A 17137-nucleotide genomic window follows, 5' to 3' on the forward strand; every position below is an offset into this window, starting at 1 on the left:
CTGTGGTCGTCTGGATCAGGCCTGCGGCAGCAGGGTCCTGATGTACTTCTGGTTGGTGGAGCACATGCCGAGGCTGTCGCCGCCGTAGTGCTCGGCCAGGATGATGCCGTTGAAGCCGAGCTCGACGGCGTCGCGGAAGACCTGGCGGTAGTTGATGAGCCCGGCCTCCATGGTGGAGGGCACGGACGTCGCCCAGCTGCCGTCGGCCGCCTCGTCGCGGGTGTAGTTCTTCACGTGCATGTAGTTGGCGTACGGCAGGGTCTTGGCGAACAGCTCGCGCCAGTCCTCCACCGGGCGGTGCAGGCGGATGAGGTTCGCGACGTCGGGGTTCAGACCGACGTTGTCGAGCCCGACCTCCTCCACGAACCGGACCGCGCTGTCGGCGGTGCCGAGGTAGGTGTCCTCGTAGAGCTCGAGTGCGAGCGGCAGGCCCGACGTCGGCCGCGTGCTTGCCGAGCTCGCGGATGCGGCTGACGGCGGCGTTCCAGACCTCGGGGTCGTCGGGGTCCTTCGGGCCCTGCGCGGTCCAGAACCACAGCGCCTTGCGCTGCGCCTCGCTGAAGGGCTGGTGCAGGCCGGTGGAGAAGACCTGCATCCCCCACTCGGCGGCGGCGTCGATCGTGCGGTGCGCGTACTCGAGGTTGCGCTCCTCGTGGCCCGGCATGATCACGCTCTGCCGCTGCAGGTGGACGGACGGGACGCCGACGCCGTGCGACTTCGCGATGGCGAGGAACTCGTCGCGACGGGACGGTTCGAGGTCGGCGGGCCGGACGTGGCTGTCGGGCAGTTCGGCGAGGGTGAACCCGACGCCGGCGACCTGCGCGAAGAGGTCGTCCCAGGCTTCGGGTTCCGCGTCGTGCAGGGAGACGCCGTTGCGGTCGACGGGTGGGATGCCGTGCAGGCAGGTGGCGATGGGCCAGGTGTCGGCGGTCCATCGGGGGGTCGACGCGGTCGCGGTCGTATCCGTCATGATGCTCCATTGCGCTCAGGGACTGCTCGGGGCTGGTGCTCCCGGTCAAAAAAGATCCTATAGGAAATAGTAAAGCGTTTCCACGAATGCGCAAGGGCACTTCGACAGGCTCAGTGACCGGCGGAGGGGCCGAGGCTCGGCGACCGGCGGAGCGGGAGGCGGGCTTCCGGTGTCCGAGCGCACCCGGTGGCACCGAGCACTGCCGGTCACCGAGCCTGTCGAGGTGCGGACGTCGGGGCTCAGCCGCCGAGGATGTCCCAGTCCTCGTCGTCCGCGTCGGCGATGCCGCCCGCGATGAACGCTTCGCCGGCCTCGGTGGCGCGATCGCGCACACCGACCAACAGCTCTTCCAGCGAACCGGCCGAGAGGAACCGCATCTGGTCGATCTCGCTCACCGGGGCGATGCCCGCGAGCTGCCACGACGACTCCAGCGGGTCGTCGGCGAGCTCCACGACCGAGGCCCACTGCTGCTCGCTGAACTCGCTGGCCACGGCCAGCGAACGCCGCACCGCCGCCTCGGTCTCGTCCCGCAGCTGCTCCCAGCGCTCGTCCCACTCCAGGTCGTCGAGCGTGCGGATCTCGGCGCGTGGGTACGGGTCGTCCGGCAGCCAGTCGGTCACCTCGAAGCGCTGACCGCCCTCGGCGATCACCGCCACGAAGCCCTCGCCGCCGTCGACCTCGACGATCTCCGCCACGGTCCCCGTCCGGAAGCGGTGCTCACCGCCTCCCGTCTCGCGCCCGCGCTCGATGAGCACCACGCCGAACGCCGGGTCCTCGGCCTCGAGCAGGTGGGCGAGCATGGTCAGGTAGCGCTCCTCGAAGAGCCGCAGGGCGAGCGGCATGTGCGGGAACAGCACAGAGCCGAGCGGGAACATCGGCAGCTCGAGGACCGGGAGGCCGGACGCCCAGGGCTCGGCACTGAAGGAGTCGGTCATGTCACTCTCCCTCCGTCTCGCAGGTCCGACCGGGTGCCGCCCGGCGAACCGTCCACCCGAACCGTGCTGCGATCATAGTCGCCGGACACCGGAGGCGACTCAGTCGCCGAGGACCGCTCGCAGCGCCTGGTCGAACCGGATCGCCCGATCGATTTCGACCGCCGTCTCGTAGTCGGCCCCGCGGAGGGCGACGTGCAGCGGCCAGTCCACGTCGATGAACCCGATTCGCCGATCCCCCACGAAGACGCCGAAGCGGTCGGCCGTGAGCTGCTCCACCCAGGCTCGGCGGAGTTCAGACGTCTCGCTGCCGGCGGAGCCCATGGAACGACCTCTCTCGGCAGGTGCAGTGACCGGGTCCGGACAACCCTTCGAAGTATCTCGATTGTCTAGCTATCTCCGCCGTGCTTCATCATGACAGCACCGACGGCCGATGGACAACTCCGTATCCATCAGACGAAACGAGCACGCCTCGACGCCATCGTTGCGAGATCGTGGCGCGATGGTCCGCGGATCTTCAGGAACCGTCCGTAGGATGCTGATCGTGGGGTGGAAGTGGCCGTGGGGACGCAAGCGCATCGTCGATGCGCCGGTCGACGCCGGGTCCGACCCCTACCTCCAGTACCTCGAGTGGGTCCGCCTCGGGAAACCGTCACTGGCATCACCCGACGATCCACCGCTGCAGTTCGACCCGCGGTTCGCGCCACGACTGGCCTCCGACGCCGTCAACTCCTCGCGCGCCGACGGCGTCTGAGCCTGCCGGTCCACGCACAGCACAGCGCCCGACACCGAGGTGCCGGGCGCTGTGGACGTGCTTACGCGGTGGCCTGCTCCGCGACCTCGGCGCGGCGCGGGAGCTTCCAGCCCGGGCGCACGAAGTGGCAGGTGTAGCCCCACGGGATGCGCTCCAGGTAGTCCTGGTGCTCCGGCTCGGCCTCCCAGAACTCGGACACCGGCTCGACCTCGGTGACGACCTTGCCGGGCCAGAGCCCTGAGGCGTCGACGTCGGCGATCGTGTCGCGGGCGACGCGCTCCTGCTCGGGCGAGGTGTAGAAGATCGCCGAGCGGTAGCTCAGGCCGACGTCGTTGCCCTGGCGGTTCTTCGTCGACGGGTCGTGGATCTGGAAGAAGAACTCCAGGAGCTCGCGGAAGGACAGCTTGCTCGGGTCGAAGACGACCTCGAGGGCCTCCGCGTGGGTGCCGTGGTTGCGGTAGGTGGCGTTGGCGACGTCGCCACCGCTGTAGCCCACGCGGGTCGACTTCACGCCCGGCATCTTCCGGACGAGGTCTTCCATGCCCCAGAAGCATCCGCCGGCCAGCACCGCGCGCTCGGTCGTCGTGCTCTGCTCGTCTGCTGCACTCATCGTGACTCCTCCTTCGTGCCGAGCACCGTGCGGGGTCCCCGCGTGCTCCGGTCTTCGGCTCCATGGTATGCAACAGCGTCCGCTTCCGGACTGTTCCGGCCGGGGCTTGCACTCAGCGGTCGCACAGGTGTGCGGACGCGACGGCAGGGCTCAGACGGTCCGCTTGCGGCGGAGCTGCTTGATCGACTCGTGGATCTCGGGCGCCAGCACCACGGCGCCGGACTGCTCCGACTGCTCGAGGGTGACGGCCTGCGCCTCGTCCGCCGCGGCGAACCAGGAGGCGATGGTGACGCCATGGCCGGGCTGTCGGACGATCTCGATCGGGTCGCCCGCCTGCACCGTCCCGCTCTTGACCACCTTGAGGTAGGCACCGGGCCGCGCGGCGTCGGCGAAGCGCTTCACCCACCGCGGCTCGCCCAGGCGCCGCTGGAAGGTGCCGCACGGGGTGCGCGGGCAGGTCACCTCGACGACGAGGGTGTCGCCGATCCGCCAGCGTTCACCGATCTCGGCACCGTTCACGTCGAGCCCCTGCGTGCGGAGGTTCTCGCCGAACAGCCCCGGCGTGATCTCCCGACCGAGCTCACCCTCCCAGAACCGCGCGTCCTCCTCGGCGTAGGCGTAGAGCGCCTTCGTCAGACCGCCGTGGTGTTTGCGATCGGCCTGCACGTCGCCGTACAGCCCCATCGGCCGCACGTGCAGTGGCTCGTCGACCGGGCGCTTGTCGATCGCGGTGACACCGATCGACCCGTCGTCCACCTGGAGGGCTTCGACGCGACAGAGGGCGAGGAGTTCAGACATGGGACCAGTCTGCCGTGTCCTCCGCGCCCGTCCGGACGACGGGGCCGGTGCGGCTCCGGGTGGAGTGGCTCAGGCGGAGCGGGTCAGGCGGACTCGCGGATGACGAGTGAGACACCCACCGAGCGTCGGACGGACGGCCCCGAGAGCGGGAGCGTGCCGGACATCATGCCGTCGAGCAGTTCGAGACTGTGCCGTGCGATGTCGCCCTTGTCGACGGCCACGCTCGTGAGCTCAGGGGTGACGAAGCGACCGAGGTCGAGTCCGTCGATGCCGATGACGGCGACGTCCTCCGGCACGCCGACCCCGGCACGGGCGAGTCCCTTGAGCACGCCGACGGCCATGACGTCGTTGAAGACGAGCACGGCGTCGACGTCGGGCATCGCGGCCCGGCACCGCAGGGCGGCCGACACCCCGCCCTGGTGGGTGTCCTCCGCCCAGGTCTCCGACGCCTCCGACCACGGCAAGCCGTGCTCCTCGAGGAACGCTCGGTACGCGAGACGTCGTCCGGACGGTTCCGCCGAGGCGTCGATCATCGCGATGGACCGGCGCCCGGTCGCGACGAAGTGTGCGAGCGCCTGTCGGATGCCGTCCTCGAAGTCGATGTCGACGCCCGCCACCTGCAGCGTCGGCTCGGCGCCGGACGGGTTCGATCCTGCCTCGGACTCGTCTGACCGATGGTCGCCGAGGGAGACGAACGGGATGGTGGCGAAGGCGCCCTGGAGTGCTCCGTGGTCGGCGCCGTTGCGCCCGACGACCGCATCGACCTGCCGCGCGAGTTCGGCGAGCTGCGCACGTTCCGCGTCGGGGAGGTCCGGTCCGCGATCCGCGGCGGCGGGTCGGTCGCCCGATGCGTTCGCCGCTCCCCCGACCTCGGCGACCAACACGGTCCATCCGCGCTCTGCCGCCTGCTGCACGAGGGCGGCCGCGAGCTCCGGGTAGTAGGGGTTCCGCAGGTCGTCGACGACCAGTCCGAGCGTCGTGGTCCGGCCGCTCACCAGGTGCTGCGCGGCGCGGTTCGGACGGTAGTTGAGCGAAGCCGCGACCTCGACGACCCGTTGCCTGGTGGCGTCGCTGACGTCGCGCATCCCGTTGAGTGCGCGGGTCACGGTCTGGCGCGAGACACCGGCGACCCGGGCGACGTCGATGATCGTCGCTCGCGCCGGAGCGTGATCGTCGCGGGGCCTGGTCATGGTCACATCGTACTGATACGCTCACACCGTGAACGTTCACGGTGACGTTCACCACAGACCATCGCACCGCCGATCAACGTTGAGGAGCACCACCATATGGAACACGTCGCTTGGGGAATCATCGGCCCAGGAACGATCGCCGAACGGTTCGCGACCGAGCTGCACGCCAGTCGCACCGGTCGACTCGCCGCCGTCGCCAGTCGTGACGCGTCGCGTGCCGAAGAGTTCGGCGAGCGCTTCGGCGACGGCACGGCTCCCGTCCGCGGGTACGGCTCGGTCGCCGAGTTGCTGGCCGACCCCGACGTCGACGCGGTGTACATCGCGACCCCGCACACGGAGCACGTCCGGCTGGTGATCGAAGCGGCCGAGGCCGGCAAGCACATCGTCAGCGAGAAGCCGCTCTCGGTGAACCGGGCGGGCGCGATGCTCGCGATCGAGGCCGCCCGCCGTGCCGGCGTGTACCTCGCCGAGGCGTTCATGTACCGCTTCCACCCGCAGACCGCGAAGCTCGTCGAGCTCGTGTCGTCGGGTGCCATCGGCGACGTCCAGCACATCGAGGCGTCGTTCGCGTTCGCCGCAGACCTGCCCGCCGACCACCGACTCATGAACCCGGAGCTGGCGGGCGGCGGCATCCTCGACGTCGGCGGCTACCCCGTCTCCATCTCGCGGCTCATCGCCGGGTGCCGCCGTGGGTGCGCCGTTCGCCGACCCGACGGAGGTCACCGGGAACGGCACCATCGGTTCGACCGGCGTCGACGAGTGGGCCAGCGCCTCGCTCGTCTTCCCGTCGGGCATCACGGCGCACGTCACGAGCGGCGTCCGCCTGCAGGACGACAACCGCGTGGTCGTCACGGGGTCCACCGGGCAGATCATCGTGTCGGACCCGTGGCTGCCGTCGGTCGAGGACGGTTCGACGATCGAGGTCCGCACCATCTCGGGCACCGAGTCGATCCACATCCCCGGGGCGCCGCAGTACGCGATCCAGGCCGATGCGGTCGCGACGTTCGCCGACGCGGGCCAGGCGCCGCAGATGCGTTGGGCGGACTCGCTCGGCAACCTCGCGACCCTCGACCGGTGGCGTGAGGCGATCGGCCTCGAGTACCCGTTCGAGTCGATCGACACCGACATCCCGACCGGTTCCGGCCGGCCGCTCGCCGTGCGCGCCGAGCTCCCGATGCCGACCGGTCGCATCGCGGGCATCGACCACGACATCTCGCGGCTCGTGATGGGTGTCGACAACCAGCAGACCCTGTCGCACGCGTCGGCGATGTTCGACGACTTCTTCGAGCGCGGCGGCAACGCCTTCGACACGGCCTGGCTGTACGGCGACGGGCTCCAGGAGCAGCTGCTCGGACGCTGGCTCGCCAACCGGGGTCTCCGCGACGACGTCGTGGTGATCGGCAAGGGTGCGCACACACCGTTCTGCGACCCGGAGTCGATCTCCCGGCAGCTGTTCGAGAGCCTCGACCGTCTCGGCACCGACCACCTCGACCTGTACCTCATGCACCGCGACAACGTGGAGGTGCCGGTGGGCGAGTTCGTCGACGTGCTGAACGAGCACGCCGAGGCCGGTCGCATCCGTGCGTTCGGTGGCTCCAACTGGACGATCGACCGGTTCGAGGAGGCGAACGCCTATGCGGCGGCCAACGGGAAGCGGGGGTTCGCGGCGCTGAGCAACCACTTCGGTCTCGCTCGCGCACTCGACGTGCCGTGGGCCGGGTGCGTGGAGGTGACGGATCCGACGAGCCGGGCGTGGCTCGAGGAGACGAAGACGCCGCTGCTGCCGTGGTCGTCGCAAGCGCGCGGCTTCTTCACCGGGCGTGCCGAGCCCGAGGACCTGTCGGACCCGGACCTCGTGCGCTGCTACTACAGCGACGACAACTTCGAGCGGCTGGCCCGTGCGCGTCAGCTCGGCTCGGAGCTGGGGGTCGCGCCGACGGCGATCGCCCTGGCGTACGTCCTGGCGCAGGACTTCCCGACCTTCGCCCTCATCGGGCCGCGGTCCATCGAGGAGACCCGTTCGTCGACCGACGCCCTCTCCCTGAAGCTGACCCCGGAGCAGGTCGCCTGGCTCGACCTCCGGGTCTGATCCGTTCCCTCGGGTGACGCCAGCGCGGTGCGCTGACGTCACCGCGGGGCATGGGCGTGAGCGCGGGTCTCCAGAGGCCCGCGCTCACGCGTGCGGGGCGCGCTCGCGCCGAGTCACTCCTCCTCGCGTCAGCGCACCGCGCTGGCGCAACCGCACCACCAGACTCGGATGGACGTCACGTGAGGGGTTTGCGGGCGCGGTCGCGCGCCAGGAGGACACCGAGCAGCAGGATCAGGATGAGCACGACACCGCGGGCGAGACCCTGCCAGTAGAAGGACAGCCCGATGAGGTTCATCCCGTTCGTCAGCAGCGCGAAGATGAGCACGCCGACGAGCGTCCCGAAGAGGTTCGGCCGCCCCGTCCGACTCAGCGTCGTCCCGATGAACACCGCACCGATGGAGTCCAGCACGTAGAGCTGCCCGCTGTTCGCGACGAAGCCCTGGCTCCGCGAGGCCAGGATCAGCCCGGCGATGGCCGCGATCCCGGCAGCGAAGATGAACGCCGTCGCCATCGACGTCCCCGCCAGCCGACCGGAGATCCGGGTCGCCGTCGGCTGCTCACCCGCCGCGGTCAGCACCCGACCCCAGCGACTCCGTTCGAGCGCAGCCCAGACGATGATCAGCACGAGCACGGCGACGACGATCGGCGCCGCGACACCGAGTACGGTTCCGGCACCCAGCCACGCGAACTCGTCCGGCACACTGCTCCGCGACAGGTAGATGGGCGACCCGCCGTCGGTCGCGACCTGCTGCACGCCACCACCGATGAACCAGACGCTCAGCGTCGCGAGGAACGGTCGGATGCGCAGCACCACGATGAGGAACGCGTTCACGGCCCCGACGAGCAGGCCGACGACCAGACCGCCGACGATCGCCACCCAGGCCACGTAGTCGTCGGCCAGGAGCGCCGACGCGGTGAGCGCCGCGAGGTCGATGGCGACACCGATCGAGAGGTCGATGCCGCCTGCGCGGACGACGACCGTCATCGCGACGGCCGCGAGCAGGAGGAGCGCGTTCTGGTTGAGCACCCCGAGCAGGTTGTCGGCGGTCAGGAACGACGGCGACAGCACCGCGAACACGATGAGCAGCACGGCCAGCACGGCGGGGGCGAGCGCCTGCGGCACCGCGGCACCGAGGCCACGGACCGTCAGCCTCGAGAGCGGGCCGCCGGGACGCTGGTCATCGCCGCCTCCCGTTCCAGCCGACCCGGCCTTCGGGACGGAGACGCCGGTGGTGGCGGAGGACTGCGTGCGCGTGTCGACACTCATCGCTTGACGCTCCGTTCGCGGATCGCGGCGACCGCGAGGACCAGCAGGATCAGCACACCCTTGGTGATGCCGATCCACTGGCTCGGGACGCCGAGCTGACTGAAGCCGTTGGTGAGGATCGCGACGAACACGGCACTGAACAGGGTCCCCGTGATCGTGACGACGAGCCGACGGGAGAACGCGATGGACAGGAACGTCGCGAGGAGGATGTCGATGAGCGACTGCTCGCCGATCCCCGGCAGGGCAGCGGACAACCGACTGGTCATGAGGACGCCCGCGATCCCGGCGAGGACCGCCGCGAGCACGTAGCTGACGACGATGTGGCGGTTGACGTCGATCCCGGCCACCCGGGCGGCCGTCGGATTCTGCCCGACCGCGGCGTTCTTCACGCCCCAGCTGGTGCGCCCGGTGGCGAAGGCGGCGACCGCGAAGACGAGGAGCAGCACGACGACCGCCGCAGGGACACCGACGACGTGTCCACTCCGCAACCAGACCAGCCCGGCGTCGGAGACCGGCACCTTCACGTTGTTCGTGATGACGATCGTGAGACTCGTGACGATGCTCATCATCGCGAGGGTGACGAGGAGCGGGCGGATCCCGGCGACGACGACGAGACCGTTCACGAGCCCGATGACCGCCGTGGCTCCGAGCCCGATGAGCAGCGCGAGCGGCAGACCGAGCTCGGCCTGCAGGAGCACCGCGACGAGGGCACCGGAGAAGCCGAGGACGGCGCCGATGGAGAGGTCGATGCCGCCGCGGACGACGTCCTCACCGCCCGTGACGACGACGATGGACAGTCCGAAGGCCGCGATCGCGTAGACCGCCGACTGGGTGAGGATCGTCGCGAGGTTGGCCGGGTCGAGGAAGCCGGGCGAGGCGACCGCGAAGACGACGACCTCGATGACGACGATCGCGTAGCCGATGAGTCCCAGCCGGGAGACCGGGCGACGACGTTTGGTCGCGGACTCGGCTGCGGCCGACGGCGCCTGGCCGGGCGCGACGGGTGGAGCGGAGAGGGCGGTCATGCGGAAGCTCCTCGGGTGGGCAGTGTGCCGCCTCCAGGGTCTGCCGACGGGGCAGACCTCGGGGGATCAGCCTGCGTCGACGACGTGGGCCCTTCGACAAGCTCAGGGACCGGCGGGACCGAGGGGGCCGGCGGCGTTGACGCGACCTCGGCGGCGCCCGTCGACCAGGCGAGGATCGTGTCGGCGGTCGCCTGCGATCGGGGCAGCTCGGTCCGGATCGTCCCGCGGTACAGCACGAGGACGCGGTCGGCGAGGCCGATCAGTTCCTCGAGGTCGACGCTCACGAGCAGGACGCCGGCGCCCTGCGCGACGAGCGCGTCGATCTCCGCGTAGATCTGTTGACGCGACCCGATGTCGACGCCGGAGGTCGGCTGGTCGAGCACGAACACCGTCGACCCGGCCGCGAGCCATCGACCGAGCACGACCTTCTGCTGGTTGCCGCCGGAGAGGCTCCCGGCCACCGCGGTGTCGTTCGCGGGCCGGACGTCGAGCCTCGTGACGAGGTCGGCGGCGATCTCCCGCTCGCGTCGACCACGCAGGATCCCGCCGAGCCCGGTGATGCGGTCGAGCGCGGCGAGCGTGAGGTTCTCGCGGACGGACTGACGGTTCAGGATGCCGTCCCGGTGGCGGTTCGCCGGCACGTACGCCCCACCCGCCCGGACGAAGGCGCGCGGCGAGCGGATCGTCGCCCGGCCGAGCCGCACGGTTCCGCCGTGCGCCCGGAGCCCGGTGACCGCGTCGGCCAGTTCCTCGAGGCCCGATCCGACGAGCCCCGTGACGCCCACGATCTCGCCCGGACGGACGGCGATCGAGACGCCGTGCAGCCGTTCCGCGACCGTCAGGCCGTCGATCGCGAGGACCGGTTCGGCGACGGCGTCGGCGACGATCCGTTCGCGGTCGCCGAACTCCTCGACGCTCCGCCCCACCATGAGCTGGACGATGGCGTCGAGGGTCGCGTCGGGATCGGCGAGGTCGAGGGCACCGACGCGTTCACCGTTCCGGAGGACCACGACGCGGGACGCGATGTCGCGCACCTCCTGCAGGTAGTGGGAGATGTAGATGACGGCGACGCCCTGGCTCTGCAGGGTCCGGACGGTGCGGAACAGCCGCTCGACGTCGCCGGCGGCGAGCGGTGCGGTGGGTTCGTCGAGCACGAGGACCCGTGGGCGCGTGATCGTCGCGATCGCGAGCTGCAGGAGTTGCTGCTCGGCGACACTCAGCTCGTCGACGAGGGTCTTGCCCGGCACGTCCAGCCCGACGAGGTCGAGCAGCTCCCGCTCGGCGCGCCGGTCGAGCTGCCGGCCGGTGAGGAACGCGGAGCGCGAGCCGAGGAACAGCTGCTCCGCGACCGTGAGGCGACCGGCCAGGTGGCGGTCCTGGTGGATGACGCGGACACCGAGGCGTTCGGCGTCGCCCGGGTTGCGGATGACGACCGGTTCACCGTCGATCTCGATGGTGCCCTCGCTCGCCGTGTAGAGGCCGGTGAGGATCTTGATGAGCGTCGACTTGCCCGCGCCGTTCTCGCCGACGAGCGCGACGACCTCGCCGGGGTGCACCTCGAGGTCGACGTCGTCCAGCACCCGGACGCCGCCGAAGTCCTTCGCGATGCCACGCATACTCACGGCGGGAGCCGAGGCTTCGGCCGTGGCGGCACCGGGCCGACCGCCCAGCGAGCGCTGGGCGGCCTGACCGTCGATCGAGGTGTCGTGCGTCATTCCAGGCCGAGTCGCTTGCGCTCGTCGGCGACGTTCGCCTTGTCGATGAACACGGCGTCGAGGTAGGTGCTCAGCGGCACCTCGTCCTGCTTGCCCCCGAGGTACAGGGCGACGTTGTTCGCGCTCGTCGTCCCGAACAGGGTCGGCTGCTGCGCGACCGTGAACTGGTACACCGAGTCGGGGTCCTGGATGAGGTCGAGCGCTCCGGGCTCGGCGTCGACGCCGTAGACCTTGATCTCGTCGCGGCCCGCCGCGTCGATGGCCTGGGAGGCACCGATCGCCGGGAGGTCCCAGCACGACCACACGGCCGAGATCTCGCCCTTGGGGTAGCGGGTGAGCGCATCGTTCGTCTTCTGCTTGGCGTCCTCGATGGTGCCCTCGTAGATGTCCTGCAGCTCGGGCTCGATGATCTCGATGTTCGGGTAGTTCTTCAGCACGAGCTTGAACTCGTCGTAGCGGATCTGGCAGGGGGTGACGTCGTAGAAGCCGTTGAAGACGAGCACCTTGCCCTTCCCGCCGATGTCCTCGGCGAGGGTGCGGGCGAGGGTGGAGCCGATCTGCCAGTTGTCGGAACCGATGTTGTTCACCGAGTTCTCGCTGGCGTGGTCGATCGTGAAGACCGGGATGTCGGCGTCCTTCGCCTGCTGCAGCGCCGGGGCGAGCGTGGTCGCGTCGCCGAGGATGACGACGATCGCGTCGACCTTCTGTGAGACGAGGTTCTCGACGTTGGCCAGGTGCTTGTCGTCCTGTGCGTCGGCCTGGGTGGCGACGACCTTGGCGCCGAGCTCCTCCAGGCGGTCCTGCACACCCTGGTAGGTGAGGCGGCCGAAGTCGCGGACGACGTCCTTGGCGGCGACGCCGACGGTCTTGCCCTTGAGCGAGGGGACGTCCACGTCTGAGGCGGCCGAGCTGGCAGCGGCGCCGCTCGTCGACTCGCTGGACGAGGACTGCTTGAGCGAACAACCGGTGGCCAGGCCGGCCACGACGGCCAGGGTGACAAGAGACAGCGCGAGGCGCGATCGACGACGCATGGGGACTCCAGATGACGGTGGGGTGCGGGACGGTGCAGGGGGTGGTGGAGCGTGCCGACATCCGCTGTCGGAGCGGTCGGGGCGCACCGGGACGTCGGGTTGCAGCAACAGTAGGGAGTGATCGGACGGGCCGCGAGAGGGCGCTCAACCTGACGTAACACAAGGTGCCCGATGTCGGCGGTGCGTGGAGCCTGGTCGGGGTGCGGCCCGCGGAAACGTCGGATGTATCATGGCGCGAGGCGGTGTTCCACGTGACCGTCTCGCTCGAGCAGGGGGTCGCATGGCAGTCACGGACGAGGCGATCGCGCGGATCCAGGCGATGATCGTCGCCGGCGACCTCACACCCGGCCAGCGCCTCCCTCCGGAGAAGGAGCTCAGCGAGACCCTGGGGCTCTCCCGCAGTTCCCTCCGCGAGGCGGTGAAGGCGCTGGAGCTGATCCGCGTGCTCGACGTCCGTCGCGGCGACGGCACCTACGTCACGACGCTGGAGCCGAGCCTGCTGCACGAGGCGATGTCGTTCGTCATCGACATGCACGCCGACGCCTCCCTCATCGAGATGTTCGAGGTGCGCCGCATCCTCGAACCCTCCGCGTCGGTGATGGCGATCCAGCACCTCGACGACGAGCGGATCGCCGAGCTGCGCAGCATGGTCGATGAGGTCGACGAGTCCACGACGGTCGAGGACCTCGTCGCGCACGACCTGCAGTTCCACGCCCGCGTGATCGAGCTGAGCGGCAACGCCTACCTCGCGAGTCTGCTCGCCGCGCTCGGCAGCAAGACGGTCCGGGCCCGCATCTGGCGCGGCCTCACCGAGGAGAAGGCCGTCGCCCGCACCCTGCAGGAGCACCACGCGATCGTCGACGCCCTCGAGAAGCGCGACACCGAACTCACCCGCGCGCTGGTCACGGTCCATGTCTCCGGTGTCGAAAGCTGGCTCCGCCGTTCGATGTAACCCCTCCCCCTGCCCGCGAACTGTCACTTGCTGCTAGTCCGAGCCGCCCGGACCAGCAGTTGGTGACAGTTCGCGGGCAGGTAGCGTGAGGGGATGGACGGCACGATCGACACCCGAGCGCTCATCGACCCCATCGACCGTGACGCCATGGCGAAGGCGCCCTCGTACCATCGCGCGCCGTCCGCCCGGCTGCTCATCGGCCTGATCGCGGGGATCGTCGTGGTCACCGTCGGCGGGTTCGTCCTGTTGGGGACGCTGCCCACGCCCTCACGGGGCGGCTCCGGCCCGACACCGCTGCTCGGGATCGGACTCCTCGCGGCCGCCGCCGTCGCAGTGGTCGCGGTCCTCTCCTGGCGGACGAGGCGCATCAAGCGCTTCCGTCTCTCCCAGTTCGCCGCGGCCAACGGGATGACCTACACCGCAGACCTCAGCCACCCTCCGTTCCCCGGCATGATCTTCGGGATCGGATCGTCGCGGCAGTCGACCGACGTGCTGCGGGGTGGTCGTGCCCGCGCCGTGGAGTTCGGCAACTACCGGTACACGGTCCGTCACGGGAAGAGTTCGACGACCCACCACTGGGGATACGTCGCGGTGAAGCTCGACGTCCCCCTGCCGAACATCGTGCTCGATGCGATCGGCAACAACGGGTTCGGCTCGAACCTCCCGGCAGCGTTCCAACGGGCCCAGCGGCTCTCCCTGGAAGGGGACTTCGACCGGCACTTCACGCTCTACTGCCCCGAAGGCTACGAACGCGACGCGCTCTACCTGTTCACGCCGGACATCATGGCGAGGTTCATCGACCACGCCGCCGAGCTCGACGTGGAGATCATCGACGACTGGCTGTTCCTCTACACGAAACGGGAGGTGTCGACCCTCGATCCCGACACCTGGGCCTGGCTGTTCAGCATCGTCGACGCGCTGATGACGAAATTGGACCAGTGGGCTCGGTGGCGGGACGACCGCTTGCAGCCGCAGACGTCCGGAGCTCCGGAGCACCCGCTGGCACCCGGCGCTCAGGCCGGCCCACCCGCGATCGGACTGCTCACCCCGCCGCCGGGCGTCGCTCCGCCCGGCCGCAGGTTGCGACGATCCGGCACATGGATCCCCATCGCGTTCATCGTCGGAACGCTGATCGTCTGGATCGTCACACGCATGAACTGACCCTCCCCTGCCCGCGAACTGTCACTTGCTGCTAGTCCGGAGGGGCGGGACTAGCGGTTTGTGACAGTTCGCGGGCAGGGGTGGGTGTTGGGAACGTCTGGTGATCGGGAGACGAGGACGGAACAGGCCGGTTGATGGGATGGCTGGGTGACCGACACCGGTCGCCCGTCAGAAAGGACCACCCATGCGCCGACCCACAGCCATCGGCTTCGCCGTCCCCGTCCTCGCCCTCATGCTGGGGCTCACCGCCTGCTCCGGATCCGCGGAAGCACCGTCGGGCGGTGGATCGCCGTCGACCGCCGACTCCTACGCCGAGGCGTTCGACGACTACACCATCTCCCTCGCCGGCTGCCTGCGCGACCAGGGGTTCGACGTCGAGGACCCGGAACCCGGCACCGCGATCACCCTCGACGGTGGCGAGGCGATGAACACGGCCTACGACGCCTGCGCCGAGGAACTCGGCCCGCCGCCCGCGAACCCCGATCAGCCCAGCAAGGCCGAGATCTCCGACGAGCTCCGGCTCCGCGCCCAGTGCCTGCGCGACCAGGGGTTCGACGTCCCGGACCCGGATGCGAACGGGGTGTGGGACCTGCCGGAGGACCTGTTCGATGAGGCCAGGGCCTGCGCCGTGCAGTGACCTCCGCACCAGCCGGAACGGCCGACCGATCCTGTGATCGGTCGGCCGTTCCGTCGTTCCGTGTCCTGTCGTTCCGCGGTCAGGCTCCGGCCGGGTCGGCGTCGTGAGCCGGCAACAGCACCGTCACTTCGAGTCCACCCGCCGGCAGCGGGGCGAGCCGCAGCGACCCGCCGTGCAGCTCCACGATGCGGGCCCCCAGGGTCAGCCCGAGACCGTTCCCCCGATCAGGACCGGCAGCCCGCGCCATCCGGGCGTCCCGCCGGTCGAACGGCTCCACGAACCGCGCCACCTCAGCCTCGTCGAGCAGCGGCCCCGAGTTGCTGACCACGACGACGGCGCGTCCCGGCGCCTGCGGGTCGGGTCCGACCCACACCGAGACCCAACCGTCCGCGCCGCTGTTGTAGCGCACGGCGTTCGACAGCAGGTTCGTCAACAGTTGCTGGAGGAGCACGCGGTTGCCGCGCACGGATGCGCTCCGGAGGGTCGACGAGATCGTGACCCCGGCGTCCGCGGCCTCCGGCGAGATGAGCTGCGACGCGTCGCGAGCCACCGCCGCCAGGTCGACGGGCGAGGTCACGAGCGGTCGGCGATCGAGCTGGTTCAGCTGCAGGAGCGCCTCGACGATCGCGATCCCCCGCTCGTTCGTCTCGTGCAGCCGTCGCAACGCGCGGTCGACGTCGCGGCCCTCCGGGTCGGCCTGGGCGACCTCGATGAGCATCTTCATCGTCGCGAGCGGTGTCCGCAGTTCGTGCGAGGCGTTGGCCGCGAACCGCTTCTGCGTCAGGAACGACTGCTCGAGGCGTGCCAGCATGTCGTCGAAGCGGTCGGCGAGCTCGCGGAACTCGTCGCGGCGACCGGTCATCGCGATGCGGTGGTCGAGCGAGCCCTCCGCCGCCGCGCGCACGGCCGCGTTGAGGTCCCGCAGCGGCCGCAGGACCCGTCCGGCGACGATCCAGCCGACGCCGGTGCCGATCACGGCCATCGCGATGAGTGCGAGCATCGAGTAGTTGATGAGCGAATCGCGGATCTCGCCGCGGGTGATGGCGGAGATCTGTCGACTGTCGGCGGCGGGCGCGAGCGGATAGCTGGGGAACCGCCAGATGATGACGTTGATGACGATGAGCGCGATGAGTCCCGTCACGACGGTGAAGGCGGCATAGGTCGCGGTGAGTTTGACGCGGGCGGTCATCCACGTCGGCCGGGCGTCGTCACCGACGGCCGGAGCGGCGGTCATGCGCCCACCTCGTCGTCCTCGTCGTCGGCGTCCGCGCCGCTCGTCTCGGCGGGAGCCTCACCTGGCGGCAGGACCCGGTAGCCGACGGCCGGCACGGTGTGGATGATCCACGGCTCGCCGAGCACCTTCCGGAGCGTGGACATCGTCACCCGCACGGCGTTCGTGAACGGGTCGGCGTGCTCGTCCCAGGCGCGCTCGAGGAGCTCTTCGGCACTCACGACGCCACCCTTGGCCGCGAGCAGGATCTCCAGCACCGCGAACTGCTTCTTCGCCAGACGCACGTACCGGCCGTTGCGGTACACCTCGCGGCGGAACGGGTCGAGCCGCACACCGGCGTACTCGAGGACGGGTGGGAGCGACGCTTTGGGTCGACGCGCCAGTGAACGGAGCCGGAGGACGAGCTCGCGCAGCTCGAACGGCTTGGTCAGGTAGTCGTCGGCGCCGATCTCGAAGCCGCTCTCCTTGTCGTCGAGGTCGGCGGCCGCGGTGAGCATGAGCACCCGGCAGGGCAGTTCCTGGGCGATGATCCAGCGACAGACGTCGTCGCCGTGCGTGCCAGGGAGGTCGCGGTCGAGCACCACGACGTCGTAGGCGTTGACGGCGAGCCGCTCGAGCGCGGTGTCGCCGTCGAACACGAGGTCGGCGGCGAGCCCCTCGTGCTGCAGGCCCTCGAGGATGCTCTCGGCGAGGTACTGCTCGTCCTCGGCGATCAGGACACGCATGGGACCTCCGGTGTTCGGGACGGATGACGCGTCGAAGGCGTCGCTCCGGC

17 protein-coding genes and 1 pseudogene are annotated in these 17137 nt (G+C 70.0%); 6 read left to right on the top strand and 12 right to left on the bottom strand.

Annotated elements, in window-relative coordinates; genetic code table 11:
* Positions 1-15: 15 nt before the first annotated feature.
* The 3 genes from AC5JOC_RS17050 to AC5JOC_RS17060 all read right to left on the bottom strand — a co-directional run bounded on the left by AC5JOC_RS17050 (position 16) and on the right by AC5JOC_RS17060 (position 2226).
* Entirely contained in the window at positions 16-429 is a 414-nt protein-coding gene (locus AC5JOC_RS17050; RefSeq protein ID WP_494246906.1) for a sugar phosphate isomerase/epimerase family protein, read from the bottom strand.
* 780 nt (positions 430-1209) lie between these two features.
* The gene (locus tag AC5JOC_RS17055; RefSeq protein WP_236555265.1) at positions 1210-1905 is read right to left on the bottom strand and encodes an LON peptidase substrate-binding domain-containing protein; all 696 of its coding nucleotides are present in this window, start codon (positions 1903-1905) and stop codon (positions 1210-1212) included.
* Positions 1906-2004: 99 nt separating this feature from the next.
* The gene (locus tag AC5JOC_RS17060) at positions 2005-2226 is read right to left on the bottom strand and encodes a hypothetical protein (protein ID WP_079706600.1); all 222 of its coding nucleotides are present in this window, start codon (positions 2224-2226) and stop codon (positions 2005-2007) included.
* A 220-nt stretch (positions 2227-2446) separates the two neighbouring features.
* Here AC5JOC_RS17060 and AC5JOC_RS17065 point away from each other — a divergent pair, with 220 nt between their 5' ends.
* Positions 2447-2656 carry a hypothetical protein gene (locus AC5JOC_RS17065; RefSeq protein ID WP_124767435.1) on the top strand — a complete coding sequence of 70 codons (210 nt, stop codon included), beginning with the start codon at positions 2447-2449 and terminating at the stop codon, positions 2654-2656.
* Between the two features lie 61 nt (positions 2657-2717).
* Here the strand turns inward: AC5JOC_RS17065 and msrA are convergent, their stop codons facing one another.
* The 3 genes from msrA to AC5JOC_RS17080 all read right to left on the bottom strand — a co-directional run bounded on the left by msrA (position 2718) and on the right by AC5JOC_RS17080 (position 5254).
* Entirely contained in the window at positions 2718-3266 is a 549-nt protein-coding gene (gene msrA, locus AC5JOC_RS17070) for a peptide-methionine (S)-S-oxide reductase MsrA (RefSeq protein ID WP_079706599.1), read from the bottom strand.
* 150 nt (positions 3267-3416) lie between these two features.
* A complete protein-coding gene (locus AC5JOC_RS17075) occupies positions 3417-4064 on the bottom strand; it encodes an MOSC domain-containing protein (protein ID WP_274500316.1) in 648 nt (215 codons plus the stop codon).
* Positions 4065-4147: 83 nt separating this feature from the next.
* The gene (locus tag AC5JOC_RS17080) at positions 4148-5254 is read right to left on the bottom strand and encodes a LacI family DNA-binding transcriptional regulator (protein ID WP_079706597.1); all 1107 of its coding nucleotides are present in this window, start codon (positions 5252-5254) and stop codon (positions 4148-4150) included.
* A gap of 96 nt (positions 5255-5350) precedes the next feature.
* On the opposite strand from AC5JOC_RS17080, the pseudogene AC5JOC_RS17085 reads away from it, so the two are divergent.
* Together AC5JOC_RS17085 and AC5JOC_RS17090 are read left to right on the top strand one after the other, a co-directional pair.
* Positions 5351-5875: pseudogene (locus AC5JOC_RS17085) on the top strand (Gfo/Idh/MocA family protein); the annotation flags it as partial.
* A 67-nt stretch (positions 5876-5942) separates the two neighbouring features.
* Positions 5943-7343 carry an aldo/keto reductase gene (locus AC5JOC_RS17090; protein ID WP_494246871.1) on the top strand — a complete coding sequence of 467 codons (1401 nt, stop codon included), beginning with the start codon at positions 5943-5945 and terminating at the stop codon, positions 7341-7343.
* Positions 7344-7518: 175 nt separating this feature from the next.
* Here AC5JOC_RS17090 and AC5JOC_RS17095 read toward each other — a convergent pair whose 3' ends face one another.
* The 4 genes from AC5JOC_RS17095 to AC5JOC_RS17110 are packed head-to-tail and all read right to left on the bottom strand — an operon-like array spanning position 7519 to position 12381.
* On the bottom strand, positions 7519-8610 hold the full coding sequence (locus AC5JOC_RS17095; RefSeq protein ID WP_079706595.1) for an ABC transporter permease: 1092 nt from the start codon (positions 8608-8610) through the stop codon (positions 7519-7521).
* Positions 8607-9635, bottom strand: a complete 1029-nt coding sequence (locus AC5JOC_RS17100) for an ABC transporter permease (protein WP_494246872.1) — start codon at positions 9633-9635, stop codon at positions 8607-8609. The genes AC5JOC_RS17095 and AC5JOC_RS17100 overlap by 4 nt, the downstream gene beginning before the upstream one ends.
* Positions 9632-11350: a sugar ABC transporter ATP-binding protein gene (locus AC5JOC_RS17105; RefSeq protein ID WP_494246873.1), complete on the bottom strand. Its 1719-nt coding sequence runs from the start codon at positions 11348-11350 to the stop codon at positions 9632-9634. The genes AC5JOC_RS17100 and AC5JOC_RS17105 overlap by 4 nt, the downstream gene beginning before the upstream one ends.
* A complete protein-coding gene (locus tag AC5JOC_RS17110; RefSeq protein ID WP_079706592.1) occupies positions 11347-12381 on the bottom strand; it encodes a sugar ABC transporter substrate-binding protein in 1035 nt (344 codons plus the stop codon). The genes AC5JOC_RS17105 and AC5JOC_RS17110 overlap by 4 nt, the downstream gene beginning before the upstream one ends.
* A 280-nt stretch (positions 12382-12661) precedes the next feature.
* Here AC5JOC_RS17110 and AC5JOC_RS17115 point away from each other — a divergent pair, with 280 nt between their 5' ends.
* The 3 genes from AC5JOC_RS17115 (at position 12662) to AC5JOC_RS17125 (ending at position 15131) form a co-directional block, all read left to right on the top strand.
* On the top strand, positions 12662-13333 hold the full coding sequence (locus AC5JOC_RS17115) for a FadR/GntR family transcriptional regulator (protein ID WP_064295672.1): 672 nt from the start codon (positions 12662-12664) through the stop codon (positions 13331-13333).
* Between the two features lie 93 nt (positions 13334-13426).
* On the top strand, positions 13427-14494 hold the full coding sequence (locus AC5JOC_RS17120; protein WP_494246874.1) for a hypothetical protein: 1068 nt from the start codon (positions 13427-13429) through the stop codon (positions 14492-14494).
* Positions 14495-14678: 184 nt separating this feature from the next.
* Positions 14679-15131 carry a hypothetical protein gene (locus AC5JOC_RS17125; protein WP_494246875.1) on the top strand — a complete coding sequence of 151 codons (453 nt, stop codon included), beginning with the start codon at positions 14679-14681 and terminating at the stop codon, positions 15129-15131.
* Between the two features lie 79 nt (positions 15132-15210).
* On the opposite strand, the gene AC5JOC_RS17130 is transcribed toward AC5JOC_RS17125, so the two are convergent.
* Positions 15211-16365, bottom strand: coding sequence for a sensor histidine kinase (locus tag AC5JOC_RS17130; RefSeq protein WP_494246876.1), 1155 nt, complete (start codon positions 16363-16365; stop codon positions 15211-15213).
* Positions 16362-17087 (bottom strand): response regulator transcription factor, encoded by a 726-nt coding sequence (locus AC5JOC_RS17135; RefSeq protein WP_085513911.1) that lies wholly within the window; start codon positions 17085-17087, stop codon positions 16362-16364. The genes AC5JOC_RS17130 and AC5JOC_RS17135 overlap by 4 nt, the downstream gene beginning before the upstream one ends.
* Positions 17088-17137: the final 50 nt, after the last annotated feature.

This window comes from Plantibacter sp. (assembly GCF_059073635.1).

Excerpts from the sequence above, each read along its gene's own strand:
- AC5JOC_RS17105 (WP_494246873.1), bottom strand. The coding sequence starts at position 11,350 with ATGACGCACGACACCTCGATCGACGGTCAGGCCGCCCAGCGCTCGCTG.
- AC5JOC_RS17135 (WP_085513911.1), bottom strand. The coding sequence starts at position 17,087 with ATGCGTGTCCTGATCGCCGAGGACGAGCAGTACCTCGCCGAGAGCATC.
- AC5JOC_RS17095 (WP_079706595.1), bottom strand. The coding sequence starts at position 8,610 with ATGAGTGTCGACACGCGCACGCAGTCCTCCGCCACCACCGGCGTCTCC.
- AC5JOC_RS17125 (WP_494246875.1), top strand. The coding sequence starts at position 14,679 with ATGCGCCGACCCACAGCCATCGGCTTCGCCGTCCCCGTCCTCGCCCTC.
- AC5JOC_RS17100 (WP_494246872.1), bottom strand. The coding sequence starts at position 9,635 with ATGACCGCCCTCTCCGCTCCACCCGTCGCGCCCGGCCAGGCGCCGTCG.
- msrA (WP_079706599.1), bottom strand. The coding sequence starts at position 3,266 with ATGAGTGCAGCAGACGAGCAGAGCACGACGACCGAGCGCGCGGTGCTG.
- AC5JOC_RS17120 (WP_494246874.1), top strand. The coding sequence starts at position 13,427 with ATGGACGGCACGATCGACACCCGAGCGCTCATCGACCCCATCGACCGT.
- AC5JOC_RS17110 (WP_079706592.1), bottom strand. The coding sequence starts at position 12,381 with ATGCGTCGTCGATCGCGCCTCGCGCTGTCTCTTGTCACCCTGGCCGTC.
- AC5JOC_RS17115 (WP_064295672.1), top strand. The coding sequence starts at position 12,662 with ATGGCAGTCACGGACGAGGCGATCGCGCGGATCCAGGCGATGATCGTC.
- AC5JOC_RS17080 (WP_079706597.1), bottom strand. The coding sequence starts at position 5,254 with ATGACCAGGCCCCGCGACGATCACGCTCCGGCGCGAGCGACGATCATC.
- AC5JOC_RS17055 (WP_236555265.1), bottom strand. The coding sequence starts at position 1,905 with ATGACCGACTCCTTCAGTGCCGAGCCCTGGGCGTCCGGCCTCCCGGTC.
- AC5JOC_RS17060 (WP_079706600.1), bottom strand. The coding sequence starts at position 2,226 with ATGGGCTCCGCCGGCAGCGAGACGTCTGAACTCCGCCGAGCCTGGGTG.
- AC5JOC_RS17130 (WP_494246876.1), bottom strand. The coding sequence starts at position 16,365 with ATGACCGCCGCTCCGGCCGTCGGTGACGACGCCCGGCCGACGTGGATG.
- AC5JOC_RS17075 (WP_274500316.1), bottom strand. The coding sequence starts at position 4,064 with ATGTCTGAACTCCTCGCCCTCTGTCGCGTCGAAGCCCTCCAGGTGGAC.